Source organism: Actinomycetota bacterium (genome assembly GCA_028698215.1).
GTDB lineage: Bacteria > Actinomycetota > Humimicrobiia > Humimicrobiales > Humimicrobiaceae > Halolacustris.
On the sequence record JAQVDY010000004.1, the window covers coordinates 40,509 to 60,071 of the forward strand.

General features: G+C 39.5%; 20 protein-coding genes and 1 tRNA gene. 16 read left to right on the forward strand and 5 right to left on the reverse strand.

The annotated features are described in order from the left end of the window. The first annotated feature begins 15 nt into the window (after positions 1 to 15). Together PHN32_02355 and PHN32_02360 are read left to right on the forward strand one after the other, a co-directional pair. Complete coding sequence (locus PHN32_02355; protein ID MDD3776438.1) at positions 16 to 819, forward strand: electron transfer flavoprotein subunit beta/FixA family protein; 804 nt, start codon at positions 16 to 18, stop codon at positions 817 to 819. Then, on the forward strand, positions 819 to 2,009 hold the full coding sequence (locus PHN32_02360) for an electron transfer flavoprotein subunit alpha (protein ID MDD3776439.1): 1,191 nt from the start codon (positions 819 to 821) through the stop codon (positions 2,007 to 2,009). The genes PHN32_02355 and PHN32_02360 overlap by 1 nt, the downstream gene beginning before the upstream one ends. On the opposite strand, the gene PHN32_02365 is transcribed toward PHN32_02360, so the two are convergent. Further along, positions 1,998 to 2,645 (reverse strand): biotin--[acetyl-CoA-carboxylase] ligase, encoded by a 648-nt coding sequence (locus tag PHN32_02365; GenBank protein ID MDD3776440.1) that lies wholly within the window; start codon positions 2,643 to 2,645, stop codon positions 1,998 to 2,000. The two genes, PHN32_02360 and PHN32_02365, sit on opposite strands and share 12 nt — an antisense overlap. 124 nt (positions 2,646 to 2,769) lie before the next feature. Here PHN32_02365 and PHN32_02370 point away from each other — a divergent pair, with 124 nt between their 5' ends. The 7 genes from PHN32_02370 (at position 2,770) to PHN32_02400 (ending at position 9,173) form a co-directional block, all read left to right on the forward strand. Beyond that, positions 2,770 to 3,885 (forward strand): aminopeptidase, encoded by a 1,116-nt coding sequence (locus tag PHN32_02370; protein ID MDD3776441.1) that lies wholly within the window; start codon positions 2,770 to 2,772, stop codon positions 3,883 to 3,885. 131 nt (positions 3,886 to 4,016) lie between these two features. Continuing rightward, positions 4,017 to 4,439 (forward strand): 3-hydroxyacyl-ACP dehydratase FabZ, encoded by a 423-nt coding sequence (gene fabZ, locus PHN32_02375; protein MDD3776442.1) that lies wholly within the window; start codon positions 4,017 to 4,019, stop codon positions 4,437 to 4,439. Between the two features lie 13 nt (positions 4,440 to 4,452). Further along, positions 4,453 to 5,415: an ACP S-malonyltransferase gene (locus PHN32_02380; protein MDD3776443.1), complete on the forward strand. Its 963-nt coding sequence runs from the start codon at positions 4,453 to 4,455 to the stop codon at positions 5,413 to 5,415. After that, entirely contained in the window at positions 5,405 to 6,151 is a 747-nt protein-coding gene (gene fabG / locus PHN32_02385) for a 3-oxoacyl-[acyl-carrier-protein] reductase (GenBank protein ID MDD3776444.1), read from the forward strand. The genes PHN32_02380 and fabG overlap by 11 nt, the downstream gene beginning before the upstream one ends. Positions 6,152 to 6,162: 11 nt before the next feature. Next, positions 6,163 to 7,419 (forward strand): beta-ketoacyl-ACP synthase II, encoded by a 1,257-nt coding sequence (gene fabF / locus PHN32_02390; protein MDD3776445.1) that lies wholly within the window; start codon positions 6,163 to 6,165, stop codon positions 7,417 to 7,419. Further along, positions 7,407 to 8,177, forward strand: coding sequence for an acetyl-CoA carboxylase, carboxyltransferase subunit beta (gene accD, locus PHN32_02395; protein MDD3776446.1), 771 nt, complete (start codon positions 7,407 to 7,409; stop codon positions 8,175 to 8,177). Before fabF ends, accD begins: the two co-directional genes overlap by 13 nt. 9 nt (positions 8,178 to 8,186) lie before the next feature. Continuing rightward, the gene (locus PHN32_02400; protein ID MDD3776447.1) at positions 8,187 to 9,173 is read left to right on the forward strand and encodes an acetyl-CoA carboxylase carboxyltransferase subunit alpha; all 987 of its coding nucleotides are present in this window, start codon (positions 8,187 to 8,189) and stop codon (positions 9,171 to 9,173) included. On the opposite strand, the gene PHN32_02405 is transcribed toward PHN32_02400, so the two are convergent. Together PHN32_02405 and PHN32_02410 are read right to left on the reverse strand one after the other, a co-directional pair. Further along, positions 9,160 to 10,965, reverse strand: coding sequence for a protein kinase (locus PHN32_02405; protein ID MDD3776448.1), 1,806 nt, complete (start codon positions 10,963 to 10,965; stop codon positions 9,160 to 9,162). The genes PHN32_02400 and PHN32_02405 overlap by 14 nt on opposite strands. A 2-nt stretch (positions 10,966 to 10,967) precedes the next feature. Continuing rightward, on the reverse strand, positions 10,968 to 11,690 hold the full coding sequence (locus PHN32_02410; GenBank protein ID MDD3776449.1) for a Stp1/IreP family PP2C-type Ser/Thr phosphatase: 723 nt from the start codon (positions 11,688 to 11,690) through the stop codon (positions 10,968 to 10,970). 473 nt (positions 11,691 to 12,163) lie between these two features. On the opposite strand from PHN32_02410, the gene PHN32_02415 reads away from it, so the two are divergent. The 6 genes from PHN32_02415 (at position 12,164) to PHN32_02440 (ending at position 16,548) form a co-directional block, all read left to right on the forward strand. Beyond that, positions 12,164 to 12,250: transfer RNA gene (locus PHN32_02415), tRNA-Leu, on the forward strand. Positions 12,251 to 12,904: 654 nt separating this feature from the next. Further along, positions 12,905 to 13,123 carry a hypothetical protein gene (locus tag PHN32_02420; protein MDD3776450.1) on the forward strand — a complete coding sequence of 73 codons (219 nt, stop codon included), beginning with the start codon at positions 12,905 to 12,907 and terminating at the stop codon, positions 13,121 to 13,123. Between the two features lie 254 nt (positions 13,124 to 13,377). Beyond that, positions 13,378 to 15,393 carry a diguanylate cyclase gene (locus PHN32_02425; protein MDD3776451.1) on the forward strand — a complete coding sequence of 672 codons (2,016 nt, stop codon included), beginning with the start codon at positions 13,378 to 13,380 and terminating at the stop codon, positions 15,391 to 15,393. 356 nt (positions 15,394 to 15,749) lie between these two features. Then, entirely contained in the window at positions 15,750 to 15,968 is a 219-nt protein-coding gene (locus PHN32_02430) for a hypothetical protein (protein MDD3776452.1), read from the forward strand. Between the two features lie 30 nt (positions 15,969 to 15,998). Then, positions 15,999 to 16,355 (forward strand): hypothetical protein, encoded by a 357-nt coding sequence (locus PHN32_02435; GenBank protein MDD3776453.1) that lies wholly within the window; start codon positions 15,999 to 16,001, stop codon positions 16,353 to 16,355. Between the two features lie 13 nt (positions 16,356 to 16,368). Next, on the forward strand, positions 16,369 to 16,548 hold the full coding sequence (locus PHN32_02440; protein MDD3776454.1) for a hypothetical protein: 180 nt from the start codon (positions 16,369 to 16,371) through the stop codon (positions 16,546 to 16,548). On the opposite strand, the gene PHN32_02445 is transcribed toward PHN32_02440, so the two are convergent. After that, positions 16,545 to 17,792, reverse strand: a complete 1,248-nt coding sequence (locus PHN32_02445) for a glycosyltransferase (GenBank protein ID MDD3776455.1) — start codon at positions 17,790 to 17,792, stop codon at positions 16,545 to 16,547. The genes PHN32_02440 and PHN32_02445 overlap by 4 nt on opposite strands. Positions 17,793 to 18,080: 288 nt before the next feature. Here PHN32_02445 and PHN32_02450 point away from each other — a divergent pair, with 288 nt between their 5' ends. Continuing rightward, complete coding sequence (locus PHN32_02450; GenBank protein ID MDD3776456.1) at positions 18,081 to 19,178, forward strand: lipoate--protein ligase; 1,098 nt, start codon at positions 18,081 to 18,083, stop codon at positions 19,176 to 19,178. Here the strand turns inward: PHN32_02450 and msrB are convergent. Beyond that, positions 19,175 to 19,561 carry a peptide-methionine (R)-S-oxide reductase MsrB gene (gene msrB / locus PHN32_02455; GenBank protein ID MDD3776457.1) on the reverse strand — a complete coding sequence of 129 codons (387 nt, stop codon included), beginning with the start codon at positions 19,559 to 19,561 and terminating at the stop codon, positions 19,175 to 19,177. The genes PHN32_02450 and msrB overlap by 4 nt on opposite strands. Positions 19,562 to 19,563 lie beyond the last annotated feature (2 nt).

Genomic DNA, 19,563 nt, shown 5'->3' on the forward strand with positions numbered 1-19,563 from the left:
CAAGGGGTGGTAAATATTAAGGTTTTAGTTTGCATTAAGCAGGTGCCTGGCACCACAGATATAAAAATTGATTCTCAAACCAATACCCTGATCAGGGAGGGCATTGAAAACATTATTAATCCTTATGATGAGTATGCCCTGGAGGAAGGGGTTAGCTTAAATGAAAGAATGGAAGCCATAAGCCAAACCATAGCATTGACCATGGGACCTTTACAGGCAATGCAGATATTAAAAGATGCCCTGTCGGTAGGGGCAGATGGGGCGGTACTGGTTTCAGACCGGGATTTTGCCGGTGCGGATACCTGGGCTACTGCCCAGACCCTGGCTGCAGCTTCTAGTAAAATTGGACAGGTGGGTCTTACCATATTCGGCAAGCAAACACTGGATGGGGATACCGGCCAGGTAGGCCCGGAATATGCCCAAATATTAAACATACCTTTTGTAGGTTATGTTAGCCGGATTATCAGGATAGATAAAAATAGTTTACAGGTGAAAAGGCTGGCCGAAGACCGTTATGAAACCATAGAAGTAAGTATGCCTGCAGCTATTTCGGTTTTAAAGGAAATAAACGAGCCAAGGGTGCCTTCTCTGAGGGGAAAGCTGAAAGCAGCCAAAGCCCAGATACCGGTATGGTGCCGGAATGATTTGGGCCTTAATGCCGATCAGGTGGGGCTGCAGGGTTCATTTACCCAGGTAGTTAAAGTATTCATACCTACCATAAAACATGAAGTTATGATGCTGGAAGGTTCTGTGGAGGAGCAGGTAGAAAAACTTTTTAAAAAGCTAAAGCAACTAAACAGGGTTCAGGAGGATATTTAATGGGGATAAAAGTTTTAGAAGATAAATGTACCGGCTGCGGCTTATGCCTTAAATCATGCCTTTACCAGGCCATAGATATAAAGAATAAAGTAGCGGTAATTAATGATAGCTGCATATTATGTGGAGCTTGTGTCCCGGCCTGTAAATTTCAAGCAATCCAGCTAACTACAAAAGAATCCATCAAAGACTTCCCCGATTATAGGGGGTTTATGGTATTTTTAGAAACCAAGGATGGGCGGATCAAGGATTCAGGCCTGGAACTATTAAGTAAAACCCGCCAATTGAATAAAATTTTAAATACAAATATTTGTGGAGTATGCATGGGAGCCAGCCAGGATCAACTCCATTTGCCTTTCAAATTTGGGGCAGATAAAGTTTTTGCTTTTAATAGTGACGGATGGGAGCAAGGCATGGATGATACCTACAGCCAGGCTCTTTTCCAAATCATAGGAGAGGTAAAACCGGAAATATTTTTGGCAGCAGCCACCTCGTTTGGAAGGACATTGACCCCTAAACTGGCTGCTATGCTTAAGACTGGATTGACTGCTGATTGTACCGAGCTGGAAGTTGATAAGGATACTAGGCTTTTAAAACAGACCAGGCCCACTTTTGGGGGCAATGTTTTGGCCACTATTGTCTGCAAGAACTCCCGGCCCCAGATGGCTACGGTACGGCCTCATGTTTTTAAAAAGGTTGAACTTGGGGCAAAGCCGGAACAGATAGAGATGGTGCCCTTAAAAAAGGCAGGATTGGTAAACCGGCAAAAACTGCTAGACGTTGACCATAACCTGGACCAGGATATAAACTTGGCTGACTATGAAGTAATTGTTGCCGGGGGCAGGGGGATGGGCGGCAGTCAAAATTTTTCCTTGTTAAGAGAACTGGCAGACTTATTGAAAGGCACGGTAGCCGCTTCCAGGGCAGCAGTAGACGCTGGCTGGATTGCTTATCCCCATCAAGTAGGCCAAACCGGAAAAACAGTTAACCCCAAACTATATATTGCCTGTGGAATATCCGGAGCTATCCAGCACCTGGCAGGAATGCAGACTTCAGATATAATTATAGCCATAAACAAAGATAGTTCGGCTCCTATATTTAAAGTTGCAAATTATGGAATTGTGGGGGATATTTTGGAAATAGTACCAAAGTTGATTTCAAGGATAAAACAAGGTCTATCCTTAGTAGATTAGTATTTTTTCAATTTGCTTAAACCAGAAGGCAAAATCATTATTTGTAATGAACTGGCTATACATAGGTTCCATTTGGGTTAAAATTGAGGCTAAAACAGTTTCCAGATGTACGCTATGGCCTAATTGAACGCTAATGGAGGTAGATGTATCCTCATAAGGTTTCAGGTGTTTAGAGGCCAAATTTACATTTAATCCCATTCCCAAATTCACATATAAATTATCCTTTATATTTTCGGGCTCTACCAGTATACCCCCCAGTTTCCTGTTACAGCAATAAAGGTCATTAGGCCATTTAATAATTATTTTTAAGCCATATCTAATTTGCAATGCCCGGGCGGCGGCATAAGCAAAAAGAAGGGTAATCTGGGGCATGTTTCTGGGCTTAAGGTTTGGTTTTAATATAAGGGTAAAATAAAGGCCACCTGGCGGAGAAACCCATTCTGCCCCCAGCTTTCCCCTGCCCCTGGTTTGCTGGCCGGCAGCTATGACCATGCCTTCAGTTATATGTTCAGCTTTTTTTTCTAAAAGGGAAGCATAGTTATTGGTAGAATCGATGCTGGTAAAATATTTGATATCCTTTCCCAGCCAGGAGGTGTTTAATTTTTGATTATATAATGTTACATTAAAATCGTTCATTAAAAATATATATTTTTTTAAAATAAGGCAAACATAGTATACTTGATTATAGCTATTTGCCAAATTTTATAAAGAAAAGACAAATGATACAGATTATGGAGCATAAACATCTTAGGAGAGTGTAATGAAAGATAGCAGGATCAATAAACTGGCCAGTGGCTTGACAGGTTATTCATGCCAGGTAAAAAAAGGGCAGAGGGTGCTGATAGAATGCGTGGGCAGTTCAGCTTTCCCTTTGGTAAAAGCATTAATTTCTAAAGTATATGAAATAGGGGCCGAACCCTATGTTGATTTATTGGATAACAGCATCAAGAGAGAGCTGCTCAAACACAACACTAAAGAACAGCTTGATTTTATGGCTGAATATGATTTGGTAAAAATGAAAGGAATGGATGCCTTTATAGGCATAAGGGCCAGCGATAATGCCAATGAGTGGGGTGATATTAATCCAAAAAACATCAATTCTTACATGAAACACTATGTAGATCCAGTAAACAAGGTAAGGATTAACCACACTAACTGGGTGATATTAAAATATCCCAACCAGTCATTAGCGCAGCTGGCCGGAACCAGTTTGGAAACTTTTGAGGACTTCTTCTTTAAAGTATGCAATTTGGATTATTCTAAAATGTCGGCGGCAATGGATAATTTAGTAAAACTCATGGATAAAACAGACAAGGTAAGGATAGTAGGGCCTGGTACCGATATTAGATTTTCCATAAAAGGTATACCGTCCATAAAATGTGCAGGTCAACACAATATACCTGATGGTGAAGTATTTACCGCCCCCGTAAGGGATTCAGTTGATGGTACTATTAGCTATAATACCCCTGCGGTATACCAGGGATTTACCTATGAAAATATAAGCTTTACATTCAAGCAGGGAAAAATTGTAAAAGCTACTGCCAGCGACAGCAAGCGTCTTAATCAGGTACTGGATACAGATGAAGGAGCAAGGTATATAGGAGAGTTTGCTTTGGGGGTAAACCCTTATATTGTAAAACCCATGAAAGATATTCTTTTTGATGAAAAAATAAGGGGAAGCTTCCACTTCACCCCGGGAGAATGCTACAAAGAAGCTTCCAACGGCAATGATTCTGCCATACACTGGGATCTTATCAGTATACAGACCAGGGAGATGGGAGGGGGAGAGATTTATTTTGACGATATTCTCATCCGCAAAGATGGCATGTTTACTCTTAAAAAACTGGAGGGTTTAAACCCTGAAAACCTGTCTTAAACTTATTATTTTATCAGTCAAATAAAAACAGCAGGCTGTGGCCAGGAAGCGGCAGTTTGCTGTTTTAATATTGAAACCATGCCTAAGACTGGCCGTCTAATTAACCAAAGAAATATTAGAAGGTGTCAATAATGCTAAATCAAGAACAAATTAAAGATATTATTCCTCACCGGGAGCCTTTCCTGCTGGTGGACCAAGTAGTAAAGTTAGAACCAGGAAAGCGTATTAAGGCCTTAAAGAAAATAAGGGGAGATGAATATTTTTTCAAGGGCCATTTTCCTTCCAACCCCATTATGCCGGGAGTGTTGATTGTGGAGGCTATGGCCCAGGCCGGGGCAATAGCCCTGCTAACCCTAGAAGAGCACAAGGGCAAGTTAGCCCTTTTTGCCGGCATAGAGAAGGTGAGGTTTAAACAGTTGGTAAAGCCTGGGGATATACTAACCATGGAAGTTGAATTATTGAATTTAAGAAGAACAATTGGCCGGGCTAAAGCTGAAGCCAGGGTAGCAGGCAAGCTGGCCTGCAGCGGAGAAATAATGTTTGCTATAGTTTGATTGAAAGGAAATAATGAAAAAAACAGCATTAATGTTTCCTGGACAAGGATCCCAGTATCAGGGAATGGGGATAAAATTTTTAGAGGATAATCCAAAATATATGGCCTACATAAAGCAATGCAATCAGGCCATGGGCATAGATATTTTAGAGATAATTGCTGAGCAGCCCCATACTTTAAGCCAAACAGAATACAGCCAGCCTGCCATATACAGTTTAAGTTGCGCCTATTATGATTACCTTAAAGAGAACACCAGTTTAGCCATACAAGCAGATGCGGTAATTGGCCATAGCCTGGGTGATTACAGCGCTTTATATGCCAGCGGGGGATGTAGTTTTTATGAAGGCCTAAACCTGGTTATTTACCGGTCAAAAATTATGGCTGAACAAAACCATCTAAATCCCGGCATGATGGCAGCAGTCCTTGGCCAGGAATATACTATGGTAGAAGAGCTCATAAAAGAATTAAAGATTAATATATATATAGCCAATTATAATAGTCATAATCAAATTGTATTAAGCGGCCTCAAACAGGACATGGTTAAGGCTATAGAACAGCTTAAACATAACGGGGTTAGAAAAATTTTACCCTTGAAAGTTGGGGCATCCTCTCATTGCCCCTTAATGGAACCGGTAGCCCGGAAATTAAAGTCCTATTTGAATAACAATTTAACTATTGGTGATTTAAATATTCCCTTTTTCTCTTCAAGTGGTAAAAAATGGATAGTTGCGGAAGAGGTCAAAGAAATTTTGGAAAAACAGCTAATAACCCCTATAAATTGGCTGGATTCAGTAATTAAATTGCTAAATGAAGGTTTTAACGCTTTTGTTGAAATTGGGCCCAAGAACGTACTGGCAAGCCTGGTGCTTAGAATTAGCCAAAGTGAAAGAAATAGTATAGAGGTATTTGATTTTGAAGATAACCTGGATACTTTATTAAATGATTTTAAAAACAAGGAAGGGACAGATGAAGCTTAAAGATAAAGTTTGTCTAATAACCGGAGGAGCCCGAGGCATCGGCAGGAGCATAGCGGAGTCTTTCTTGGAGGAAGGCGCCCAGGTAATTATATTTGATTTGGACCAAAAGCAGGGCCAGATAACCCAAAAAGAACTTAACCAAAAATTTGGATCAAAGCGTGTCCATTATTTCCATGTAGATATTTCCAATGAAGAAGATGTGGAGCTTAACCTGGAAAAGATTACCGGCATTTTCCACAATATTGATATATTGGTTAATAATGCGGGAATTACCAGGGATAACCTGATGATGAGAATGCCGTTGAAGGATTGGAAACAGGTATTAGACATTAACTTAACCGGAGCTTTCCTGCTGTGCAAAAATGTAGTTAGGAATATGATTAAGAACCGCAAGGGGAAGATAATAAATATATCTTCCATAGTGGGCTTACACGGCAATCTGGGTCAGGCTAACTATGCTGCAGCTAAAGCGGGGCTCATTGGCTTGACCAAGTCTTTAGCTAAAGAGCTGGCTGCTAAAAATATTCAGGTAAATGCAGTGGCACCGGGCTATATAGATACTGCCATGACTGAAAACCTTAAAGATGAGGTTAAACAAAAAATTTTAGATTTAGTACCTGCAAAAAGATTAGGCTCAGTAGAAGATGTGGCCAAGGCTATAGTTTTTTTAGCCAGCAGCGATTCTGATTATATTACAGGAACAGTACTGAATGTTGATGGTGGAATGGGGATATAGAAAGGAAATATATGGAAAATAACTGTAAACAAAAAAGAGTAGTGGTTACAGGTTTGGGAGTTATTACTGCTTTGGGGTTAGATGTCGAAACTTACTGGAATAGTCTTATAGAGGGAAAATCAGGAGTAAGCACTATTGAGGGTTTTGATTTGGATAAGATATCCTCAAAGATAGCTGCCCAGATTAAAAATTTCAATCCTGATGACTATATGGAGTTAAAATTATCTAAAAGAATGGACCGTTTTGCTCAGTTTGCCTATGCTGCTGCAGCCCAGGCTATCAAAGACAGCACCATGGTTATAAATCAGGAAAACGGCCACCAGGTAGGAGTGTATATTGGCAGCGGGGTAGGGGGGCTGGGCACCCTGGAATTGCAGCATACCAGGATGATACAGAAGGGTGCAAACAGGGTAAGCCCATTTCTCATCCCTATGATTATTAGCAATATGGCTGCAGCACAGGTATCTATCATGAGTGGAGCCAGGGGGCCGGTAAGCACTACTACTACTGCCTGTGCAGCAGGCTCAAATGCTATTGGAGATGCATTTGAAATTATAAGGAGGGGAGCAGCAGAAGTAATGATTGCCGGAGGCAGCGAAGCACCTATAACTCCTCTGGGTATGAGCGGTTTTTCTAACATGAATGCTTTATCTACCAGGAATTCTGAACCACAGAAAGCTTCCAGGCCTTTTGACCGGGATAGGGATGGATTTGTAATGGGGGAAGGCTGCGGAATATTGATTTTGGAGGATATGGAATATGCCCTGGGCAGGGGAGCTAAAATATATGCTGAAATGTTTGGTTACGGCCTTTCCGGCGAAGCATACCACATGACAGCTTTAGAACAATCTGGACAAAACGTGGCCAGGTGTATGGGTAACTGTTTGGAACAAGGCAATATCGAACCAAGTGAAGTCGACTATATAAATGCCCATGGAACCTCTACCCCTTTAAATGACATAGTGGAAAGCACAGCTATTGAAAGACTGTTCGGCACTTATACCGATAACATAAATATAAGCTCTACCAAATCCATGACCGGTCACTGCCTGGGAGCCGCAGGAGCCATAGAAGCAGTAGCTTCAGTACTGGCTCTGGTAAATGAAGTTATTCCTCCTACCATAAACCTGGATAATCCTGACAGCCAATGCCGCTTAAATTACACCCCCCATGTCAGGGTGGAAAGGAAAGTAAGGGTTGCTTTATCTAATTCAATGGGTTTTGGGGGCCACAATGTATGTCTGGGGTTTAAAAAATGGGAACAATAACCTGCCGCCAATGTAATAGCCGGATGGATCAAAAAGAGTTTGTAAATAACTTTAAAGTATGTCTTAAATGTGGGCACCACAGTCCCTTGACGGCTTTAGAAAGAATAGACCTTACTGTTGATGAGGATAGTTTCAGGGAGCTGGCTTCTAATATTAATTCTTTGGATTTTTTAAAATTCCAGGATATTAAGCCTTATTCTGATAGGCTGGTAGAAGCCCGGTCTAAAAGTGGAATGGATGAAGCCATTATGGTGGGAACAGCCCGGCTGGACAACCGGCCCATAGCTTTAGGGGTCATGGATTTTGCCTATATGGGGGGTAGTATGGGCAGTGTAGTTGGGGAAAAGATTAAGCTGTTAAGTGATCATGCTATCAAAGATAGGCTTCCTTTAATCATAATTACCGCTTCCGGAGGAGCCCGGATGCAGGAAGGGATCATGTCCTTGATGCAGATGGCAAAAACAGTTTCCTGCATCCGAAGGCTGGGCGAGGAAAGGCTGCCTTTCTTTTCAGTAATTACCCACCCTACTACCGGGGGGGTAAGTGCCAGTTTTGCTTCTATTGCAGATATTATTATAGCTGAGCCCGGTGCCTTATTCTGTTTTGCAGGTCCGCGTGTGGTTCAGCAAACTATAAAAAAAGACCTTCCCCCTGATTTCGGGACAGCTGAAAGGGATTTGTCACATGGTTTGATTGATATTATTGTAGAAAGAAGCCGGTTAAGACCTGCCCTTATAAAAATATTAAATTTTTTCTAAAAGGCCCATATGGAATTAAAGGATTTAAAAAACATACCAGGACACTATTTAAAAGATACGCTAAAAGCTTTTTTGAGACTGGAAAAACTAAAAGAATTTTCTTTGTTTAGAAGTTCCCATTTTACGCAGGCTGAAAAAGAATTATTGGATAAGGTACAAAACTACAGGAAAGTGGAAAAAGGGGCTTTAAAAGTTTGGAATATTGTTCAACTGTCCAGGGATGAAAGAAGGCCTCAGACCCTGGATTACATTAAAGGAATATTTGATGATTTTGTAGAGCTTAAAGGAGATCGTCTAGGCCAGGATGACCAATCAATAATTACAGGTTTGGCCCGGCTTGGCACCCTTACTGTAGCCGTGGTAGGCCATAATAAGGGTAGGGATATCAAAGAAAGAGTAAAATATAATTTTGGTATGAGCAGTCCATCTGGGTATAGGAAATCACAAAGGATAATGAATATGGCCCAAAAGTTTAATTTTCCAGTGATTACTTTTATAGATACTCCGGGAGCTTATCCGGCCATAGAAGCCGAAGATCAAGGGCAGGCAACAGCGATCGCAAAAAGCATAGAGCTTATGTTTGAAATTACTGTACCGGTCATAACTATACTGATTGGGGAAGGAGGCAGCGGAGGTGCCCTGGCTATGGCCATTGGCAATAGGGTTATGATGCTGCAGAATTCCACCTATTCAGTAATATCCCCGGAAGGGTGCGCTGCTATTCTGTGGAAGGATCCTGCAGGTTCCAAATTAGCGGCCAGGGCCTTAAAAATAACGGCTAAAGATCTTTACCGTTTAGGAATAATTGATAAGGTAATACCTGAGCCTTGGGGAGGGGCTCAAAACAATATGCCTAGAACGGTGAGAATTGTTAAAAAGTATTTGGGGCTTAGCCTGAGGGAATTATTGGATAAAAAAGGAAGTCAGTTAAAAAAGGAAAGAGCAGAAAAATTTGAATCTATGGGTTTTTTTTCAGAGCCGCCTAATTCCCAATAAATATGATTACGGTGGAGTTTAAAAATACAGAATCCCCAGCCGCAGGATATTGGAATAGAATTAAACCTTTTTGCACTGAATATGCGGAGGTAATTTCTTTCACTTCGTATTTAAGGGTGATAGAGCCCAGAGCTTCTGCTGCCTGGGTAAGGTTCATTTGATAAAGATTGGGAACATTAACCATTTCCTGGTTGGTGGCAATATAAATTTTTACAATGCTGCCTATTTCTACCGCAGAACCAGGCTGAGGCAGGGTTTCTATTACTGACCCTGGAGTATAGCTGTAATGGGTTACCATTTCTGTATCTAAATTTAGTCCCAATGATTGTAGCTGGCTGGCCACATAGGGGTAATCCTCTCCTATAATATTAGGTATAGTTACCATTTGAGGTCCTGTTCCTATAGTAACATTGATCTCGCTGCCCTTTTCTATTATCTGCCCGTAAGAGGGTTCCTGTCCTATGATCTTGGTATCGCTCCCTGGGCTGGAAGTTTCTTCGTCTATAATACCCACCTCTAACTGCAGGCTGTTTATAATATCTTTTGCTTCCTCCATGCTCAAACCGATTAGGTTGGGAACAGTTATTGGTTTAGGCTCTGGCCCCTGGCTTACCACTACATTTACCGTGCCAGGTCCGTCCATCATGGTTAAAGCAGGGGGCTTTTGTGAAATTATGGTATCTTCAGTTATAGTTTCATTATATTGATACTCAGCCTCAATCTCTATTTTATTTTCAGATAAAAAATGCCTAACAGTGCTGTAGTCCATACCTGCCAGATCAGGAAGCTGATAAGGTTCATTGTAGCTTTTAATTTTAATGAAATTTAATGCAAAAAATATGGTGGTAATGGCCAATATCAGGGTTGCTGCCATCAAAATTAAATCCAACACTTTTAGGGGACCCACTGTCTTCCTAAACCACCGAGACCGGAGACCAGTTTTTTTCAAACTTACTTGATCTATGGAAAGAGGCCTGGCTTCAAGATACCGGAAAAGGTCCTTTTTTAAATGGCTAATTGAAGGATATCTATTTTCCCGGTCCTTCTGGAGACACCGCATAACTATTCTTTCCAAAGGCAAGGGAATATCCGGTACCATCAAGGAGGGTTTGGCCGGAATCTCATTAATATGTTTTAAGCTTATATCCACGCTGCTTTCGCCCCTAAAAGGAAGGTCCGCAGTAATCATTTCATACAAGACTACTCCCAGGGAATATATATCAGAGCGGGCATCCAAGGATTTTCCCATAGCCTGTTCTGGTGATATATAGTTAGCGGTACCAATTATATTCATGGTTTTGGTAGCATCATCTATGGCTTCTTTGGCAATTCCAAAGTCAGTTACCTTGACTGTATTTTCCAAAGTTATCAATATGTTTTGAGGTTTAATGTCACGATGGATAAGGCTATTGCTGTGTGCTGCTTCCAAAGCCTGGCATATCTGTATTCCATATCTGGCCGCTTCCCGGGGTAAAATAATGCCTCTTCTGTCAATTATTTCCTTTAGGCTGTAACCTTCAATATATTCCATACAGATAAAATAGGATCCATTATACTGGCCCCAGTCATAAACCATAACTATATTGGGATGGTTAAGTTTAGCCAGTATCTGGGCTTCATGTTTAAATCTGGCCACAAAATTTTTGTTTTGGGCATAGTTTTCGGCTAATATTTTAACAGCAACTTTGCGGTCCAGCTTGGTATCTTGGGCCAGATATACATCAGCCATGCCTCCGCTGGCTATTTTATTGATTATTTTATACCTGTTGGCTACCAGAACAGATTGATCCATTATTATATTCTTATTATTATCAAAGTAATATTATCATAGCCGCCTTGGCGCTTGGCGTGTTCTACTAGGCTTTGCCCCATAGCAGAAAGGGTTTTCTGTTTGTTCATAATTTTGCCAATCATTTGGTCTTTTAGCATAGAATTTAGACCATCTGTGCACAGAAGCAGGGTATCTCCCTGATTCAAGTTCAACTGAAAGCTTTGCGGCTTTAAATCAGAATTCATACCTACTACCTGGGTAAGTATATTTTTTTGCGGATGGCTAAAGGCCTGGTCGTAGCTGATTTCCCCTTTTTTATATAATTCCCCCGCCAGCGTTTGGTCATAAGTTTTCAGTGTCACTTCTTTGCCTTTTTTTAAATATAGCCTGCTATCGCCTACATTAAGGACATAAGCGGTTAAATCTGAAATATAGCAGGCAGTTAAAGTAGTTCCCATTCCGCTATACTGGGGGTTTTCTTCTGAGAGCCTGTAAACCTCACGATTAGAAAATTGGGCGCATTGTATCATTAATTGAGTAATAGAGGGGGGAGCCAGGTTTTTGATATTTAATTTCTGGTTATAAAAATTCTTAGTAAATACCTCTAGGGCTGTCTTGCTGGCTATTTCCCCTGCTTTATGGCCGCCCATACCGTCTGCTACTAAAAACAAATTAGAGTCTGCATACAAGCTGTCTTCGTTTTTTTCCCGGTAGTTACCTATGTCAGTAAGTGAAAAGTATTCCATTATTTTTTAAAATCATTACCCAATGGATATAATAGTAAAGATAAATTTTTAAAAAATAAAGACTATATGCAATTTATATTTGGCAATGGACCCCAATAAGGGTTAGGGTAGGGCAATCAAGGCGGAAATTGCATTCAATTTATTGGTTTTACAAACATTAGGATATTGGAGGGGTAAGAGGGTGCTTCTAACAGTAAAAGACCCCAACACTTAAAGCATTTATTGTAAGTATAATTAAGCCTATGGTTGGAATCTTTAATTCCTGTTATGGGAGTGGCCAGCTTTCCCCTGCCTTAATCTTTTAAAACATGGACTTTAATTATTATTATAGCCATTAAACAAGTTAAAATTCATCCAGGGGCAATAAGGAATGCTTAAAAAAAATGATAATTAAAGCCTTGGGGCTATTGTATTTATAAATAAAATAGTTAAAATAAAAAGTCAGCATAAGCTGAAAAATCAGACTTTGGTAAGGGCGAATGGCGGAATTGGCAGACGCGCTAGGTTCAGGGTCTAGTGCTCGCAAGAGCATGGGGGTTCAAGTCCCCCTTCGCCCACCAAATCATTATGGTTTTTATGGGAATAAGGGCAATGGATTATTGCCAAAGGATGGTTCTTGAAATAGTAGGCAGTGCATGTAGTCAATAAGTAGAAATAAAATACCTTGAGAGGTAATACTACACATCTCAGAATAGGAAGAAGCCAAATAACAGTTTCCATAGTTGCTTGATTGCAACCAATCAATGATCAGTTTTTCTGTCTATTGCAGGGCAGTACTCTTGAATATGCCAATACAACACATAATCACCATAGATAAAGACGAGATCATCGCACAGAGCAAAAAAGCTTTGGATAAGTTTAACTTCTATAGGGATTTAAGAACGGAGAAATAAAAATTGTTGATGTTTATAGCATTTCAACCAACGATTAACGGCAGAGGGTTTTACTGAAAACAAGAAGTTTTAAGTAAAAAGAAAGCAAAAAGCACAACGGTTTATGTCATCATGGAAACTCTGTTAAAAAAAGCAAATGAGGAAAAGCTGCCCAAACAAGCTGTAAATTTGGTTAAACTATTGTGTAGAAGCTGATTTTGCGTAATTAAGAATTCGACAAATTTGAAGTTGTAGGATATCCTTTTGATATCAGAAAAATAAGGGCAGCTAAGCTGTTCTTAAAAAAGGTGCAAACTGGGCGCCAAAAAGAGCGGGGAAGTGATGAGGCTTTATCCTCCCAAAGAAGACGGAATTTTTCAAAAACCTTGTGAGTATAATCATATTTCTAATTTAGTGCTAGCACAACATGATCACTATGATGGTTTTAGTTATTCATATAGGATTAAAATAGAAAATATTTCTTTAATGGCAAAAATTATTGCTGTTGAGGCCACCGGTGATAAAATAATCAATGAAGATCTATACAAAAGCTGTGGATAGGTAAGCGGCTATAAACAAAAAAATAAAAGTTCACCTATCCGGCTTGTTTTGAACCTATAGTGAGTTTTATTGACATTGTAATTGGGAAGAACTAATTGAGCAGTAGGTCTGTGCCTTAAGGTATGTACCTTATCATTCTAATTTAACCTATTGATTTATCTTAAGCGGTAGGGGTAAATAGGAAATGGGTACATTGAGAATAAATATGCATTGTATTTCTATGCGTATCAGAAATCTGAGGGAGTAGAACTGGTGTGAGAGAGAATAGAAGAGTTAATTGGTTCAGTAAATACTTAACCAACAATGGCAGGTATGACAAAGTTGATGCTTTATACAGAAAAGTATATGTCTTAAATGTTATTCTTACTATTATGCTGGTCATTTGCCTCCTTTTTGTTTTTATAGATATCGTCCTTTTTAGGATGTACGGCGCCGCCATAGTTAATGCTGCATCTGTTGTTTTATCCTTATTAACTTTAATATACTTTAAAAAGACAAATAATTATAAAGTTGCTGCTTATCTCTCAGTGGCAATTTTGTTTTTTATTCTAGCTGCCTTTTTTCAGGTTGTTCAGAATAAACACTACGCTTTCTATTGGCTCGCTATCCTTCCTCCTATTATATACTTTTTATTGGGTAAAAAGACTGCAAGGATTGCTTTGTGCATTTTTGGAGCTTACATGTTTTACTTTTTCCTATATAACAAAGCGGGTTGGAGTCCGGCAGAATTTGATAATCAGTCTGTTTTTAATATTGCAGGAGCAACCCTAAGCATAGTGTTGATGATAGCTTACTATGAAAAAAGTAGAAAAGAAGCATGGGATGAGCTAAGAAAAATAAATTTTCAATTGGAGAACAGCCAGGATGAGCTGCGGTTGATTTTAGACTCAGCAGCTGAAGCTATTTATGGTGTCGACTTAAAAGGCAACTGCAGCTTCTGCAATAGAAGCAGTATTAAAATGCTGGGCTATAATAGTCAGGCTGAATTAATCGGCAAGAATATGCACTGGCAAATTCACCATACCACCAAGGACGGGACCCCTATTCCCATTGATGAATGTAAAATTTTAAAAGCATTTATAAACGGTGAAGGTTCACATGTAGATGACGAAGTTTTCTGGCGTGCTGACGGCACTTCTTTTGATGTAGAATATTTTTCATACCCGCAAATTAGAAATGGAGAGATCATAGGCTCTGTAATAACCTTTATGGATATAAGTGAGCGCAAACAAAAAGAAGCAGAAATTCAATATTTAAGCTGTTATGATACCCTCACTGGACTTCAAAATCGTAGATGTTTTGAAGAAAACCGTACAAAGTTTGATAACCAGGACAATCTTCCGCTTTCTATTATTTCAGCGGATATTAACGGGCTGAAGATGACCAATGATATATTCGGGCATGCTGCCGGGGACGAGTTAATAAAAAAATCATCTAAAATTTTACTCCAGGCATGTAGGCAGGGCGATTTGGTTGCACGTGTCGGGGGTGACGAGTTTATAATATTTTTACCAAGAACAACTGGAGTAAATGCAGAAAAGATTATGGATAGAATCAGGGCTGGATTCACTGATGCCAGGGTGGAAGCCATTAAATGCAGCATTTCTCTTGGTCTTGATACAAAAATAAGCACTGATCAATCGCTTGACGAGATAATGGTTAATGCTGAAAATGCAATGTACAAAGACAAAACTATGAATCGAAAATCCATAAATAAGGACATTATTGATGCTATAATAGAAACCCTGCATGCAAGAAACCCAAGGGAGAAACGACATTCAGCCAAAGTCAGTGAACTGTGCTACAAAATAGGGTCAGCTATGCTTCTTCCGGAAGCAGAGATTAGTAAATTAAGCAGGGCAGGATATCTGCACGATATAGGGAAAATCGTATTTGACGATAGCATATTGTCCAAGGATTTTCTCTCAGATATAGAGCTAGAAAGAATGCAGCAACATTCGGTAGTTGGGTATAGGATTTTAAGTCTCTTTGATGACACGCTAGATTTGGCCGAATATATTTATGGTCATCATGAAAAATGGGATGGTACCGGATATCCAAGACGGCTAAAAGGGGAACAAATCCCCTTGATTTCTAGAATCATTGCAGTTGGCGAGACTTATGATCGAGTGCTGAACAGAGGCGAACTTTCTTTAAAGAAACGGAAACAGGCAGCCCTTAAAGTAATCAGTAAGGGGGCGGGAACACAGTTTGACCCGAGGATTACTGAACTGTTTTTGCGCGTTATGGGTGAAAAAGAGGAGGTTTGAATAACCCATTATAGCAATTCTTTAAAAGTGCAAATAAATTTAGAATTTTCTTAAATAATAATCCGGGTATCTTATAAAAATTGTGCAAATAACAATACTAAATTTACACACTCTTTAGACCAAGGGCAGGTATAAGCACTTATGCTAAATAAAAAAAGCCCTGTATCTAGTACAGGACTTTTGTTTTTTATTATTTAGTTTTTTTCTTACCTTTTGCTTTTTTGGTGCCCATTCTCACCTCACTAAAGTTAGAATTAAATAATGAGCTAATCATAGGCTCACCCCGGTTAAAAATCAATTATTATTTTTAAATTCAGATTTAAGTCAATATGTTATATTATTAAGGTAATCCTGAAATGAAAAGGATAATATTAGATACCAGAAAAAATAAAGATGTAAGCAGGCAGGGCATAGGCTGCGCCATCATGGTCATGGTGTTTTTAATTATTGCCTTGGTGGTGGCTATAGTTCAGCAAAGGGGCCTGGGCCTAATTATTACATTGGCAGTGATGGTTTTCGGTATAATTATCTTATATGCTTATATTTTTTTCAGGGTCACTAAAAAAAATAAATAGGTTGTACAAAAAATAGCAAGGAGCAAGGTAATGACTTCTTTGGAGATAATAGGTCTGGTAGCAATTATTTTGATGTCAGCATTTTCTATAATAGCTATAATTTTAGCTGTTCCCATATTTAAGCTTTTATCTAAAGCAAACCGTATCATCGGAAGCGTTAGCGACCGGATAGACCCCATGGTTGGTGATCTCAATCTTATGGTAGGAAAGCTTAACGTGGAAATATCCTCTATAAATGATATTACCCGTAGCGCAGGCTCCATTGTGGAGCAGCTAGAAAAGATTATAAGGCTGGCCAGGATAGTGGTCACTAGCCCTATTATAAAAGTCATAAGTACCGGGGCCGGGCTAATAAGCGGTATTAAAAAAGCCAAGAACTCGGAGTAGGGGATAGTGGTTTATGAATAAACGGGATGCAGGATTCATAATAGGCGGTGCTATAATTGGTGCAATTCTTGGTTTTATAATTCAAAAAAAAGGAATCACCAAGGTTATTGAACTGTTAAAAGGTAAAAAAACCATAAGTCCTAAAATTGTCGATTATTGGAAGCTATTAAGCCAAAAACTCGGCTGGGATTAAATTATTGTTCCATGCCCGTATTTATGGGGCTTAAGCCTGTAAATAGTTTCAAATGAGTTAAATAGGTCTAGATATTGTTCCAAGTATCTTATCATAAGGAAATTGTTTCTAACCGTTTCCCTGGCTTCTAGCCCTAATTTTTTACGTAAATCCCTATCTTTTATTAACTGGACTATCCTTTCCGCTGTTTCTTCAATAGATGACACCAGGAAACCATTAAAACCATTTTTTATTTGATGGGTGATCCCTCCGGCTCTTCCGCCAATTACAGCAGCACCTTTCCACATGGCTTCAGTTACAGTAAGGCCAAAGCCCTCTTTGATTGATTTTTGCAATACCACCGCTGCTTTGCTTTGTAGTGAATTTACCAGTGCTGAGTCCTGGTGGCTAATAATGGTTATATGCTCATCCTGGTGCCGGAGCAGATTCTTGTATATATCTTCACCTTCCGGGTCATCAGTAGCAATATTTCCCAACAGTACCAAATGACAACTTACCTTTTTTCTAGCCAGTTTAAAAGCTTCAATTACGCCTTCAGGATCTTTCCACCTGTCAAACCTGGATATTTGGACTACCAGGGGAAGATCAGTAGGTATATGGTAATGTTGCAGGCGTTCATCTATCTCTTGATCGCTTAGCTTTTTATTCTTAACAGAGAAGGGATCAATGGCCGGCATAAAGAAAACCTGGGGAACCGGTATGTCTTGCTTGTATTCCTTCAGGGTAAGTATGGTTGCATCGTAATGTTGAATGTACCGCTTAAGGTAGGAGAACAGGTGCCCGTTGGGGCTGGAAAGATCTATATGGCATCTCCAGATCCAGGGCTGTCTTTTAGGGTAAAACTTAATCATGCCCAGAGGCTGGGGATCATGCACTATAATAAAATCATGATCCATTCGGTTGCGTACGGAATTTTCAAAAAGCACTCTCTCGTAAATTTCTTTTTTGCGCTGGGTTAAATTGATATCCGCCCCTTGAAGGGCATTATGCATTTTTTTAGTTATACTAAAAAAATCAGGCGAACCCTGTAGTACCTTCCACTCGGTTTTAATTCCCGCACTGTTCATAAGCAAGGTAAGGGGGGAGAGCATTTCTGCTACTCCTCCTCCATAAAAAGTGGAATTTATATGGGCTACATGCGAGCCTTGGCAAGGTTTTGCTTTTTCTTTTACCCTGTCTACCGTTTCCTGGCCTACAAATTCTTGATAATGCTCAATTTTTACCAGATCTTTAAGTTTGTTCATTGTTTTTTGGGGTAAATTACAATTAATTTAAAATTATAGGCAATAATCTATTAGAAATCTAAGCCAAAAAATTTATCCTGTAGCCATATTGGGGAAAATAATACAAATGATGTTAATTAAAGTCAGGTCCAGGGCGATATCCCAATATTTTTAAAATATAAGGTCAACAATTGATTTAATTTTCTAATGAAAGTATTATAGTAATAATTTTTACAAGTTAAAACCATAAGTCACCAGCTTCTTGCTCTAAAATATAATATTAAAAACAATATTTATTAGGGGAGATTTATGCCAGGCCAACCTATAAGGGTAATTAATTTTGGAGAAGTCTCATGGCTTGATTCTCAAGCTATTTACCACACAGTCGCCCATGCTTTTGATTCTGGCAGCATGGACACTATCACCATCATGAGTCCTAAAAGTACTTATGTCAGTATTGGATATTTCCAGGAACTGGAAAAAGAAGTGGACATAGATTATTGTACCGCTCACAACATCCCCATTATAAGGAGGGAAGTTGGGGGAGGAGCCGTACTTTTGGATTCAAACCAGCTTTTTTTCCACTTCATTTTTAACCAAAATAAATTGCCCAAAGATGTTTCTCAAATATATAGGATTTTTTTAGAGCCAGTAATAAACGCCTATAAAAAAATGGGACTGAATGTCTATCACCGGCCCATCAATGACCTGCATATAGATAATAAAAAAATTGGAGGGACGGGAGCTGCAGAAATAGGAAAAGCCATGGTGGTAGTAGGCAGTTTCATGTTTGATTTCAATTATGAACTCATGCCTCGCATATTAAAGGTCCCTTCTGAAAAGTTCAGAGATAAAGTTTATCAGAATGTTAAGGATTATGTGACTAATATAACCAAGGAATGTAATTTAAAACAGTTGCCCTTATTTACTCCCGACGACATTAGCAGTGTATTTTTAGAGGAGGTCAAAGCTGCCTGGAAAAGACCTTTGGTTCTGGAAGATAAGCTTAAACATAAAGAGGCACAAGAATTAAAATCAATCAGAAAGCGCCTTACAGATAAGGGATGGCTTTACAAGAAGGGAAAATTTTTAGACCGCAAAGTAAAGATAAATGCTGATATAAACTTATATGAAGGCAATTATAAATGTGAAGGCGGCTTGATAAGGATCACCTGCTCAACCAAAAATAACAATATTGAAGACATAAATATATCAGGGGATTTTACATTGCTGCCGCTGGATGGGTTAACCTTTTTGGAAAATGGATTACGGGGATGCCCCTTGGAACAGGAAAAAATTTATGAAGTCACCAAATCCGCTTACCAAAAACATGGTATCCGCTCTCCCGGAGTAGAGCCTCACCACCTGGCAGAAGCTATAAAAACTGTTTTAAGTGACTGTTTTTAGTCCTGCCCAAAATTAAGTGAACCTGAGTTTATGCAGTACCTTTTCCCTGTAGGAGGGGGCCCGTCATCAAACACATGGCCCAGGTGCCCTCCGCATTTTGTACATAATACTTCTGTTCTAGCCATATTATGGCTGTGGTCTATGCTGGTACTGACATTTCCTTTTTTAGCGCAGTCATAAAAGCTGGGCCATCCAGTGCCTGAGTCAAATTTATGCCTGGAATCAAATAGCAGGGTGCCGCAACCAGCACAATAATATTTACCTTTTTTCTTATGGTTATAGTATTCATTCTTAAAAGGAGGCTCAGTCCCTTTTTCCCTCAGGATATGGTAGGCCTGGGGTGAAAGGGACTGCCTCCACTGCTGCTCAGTTTTATTTTTCATTT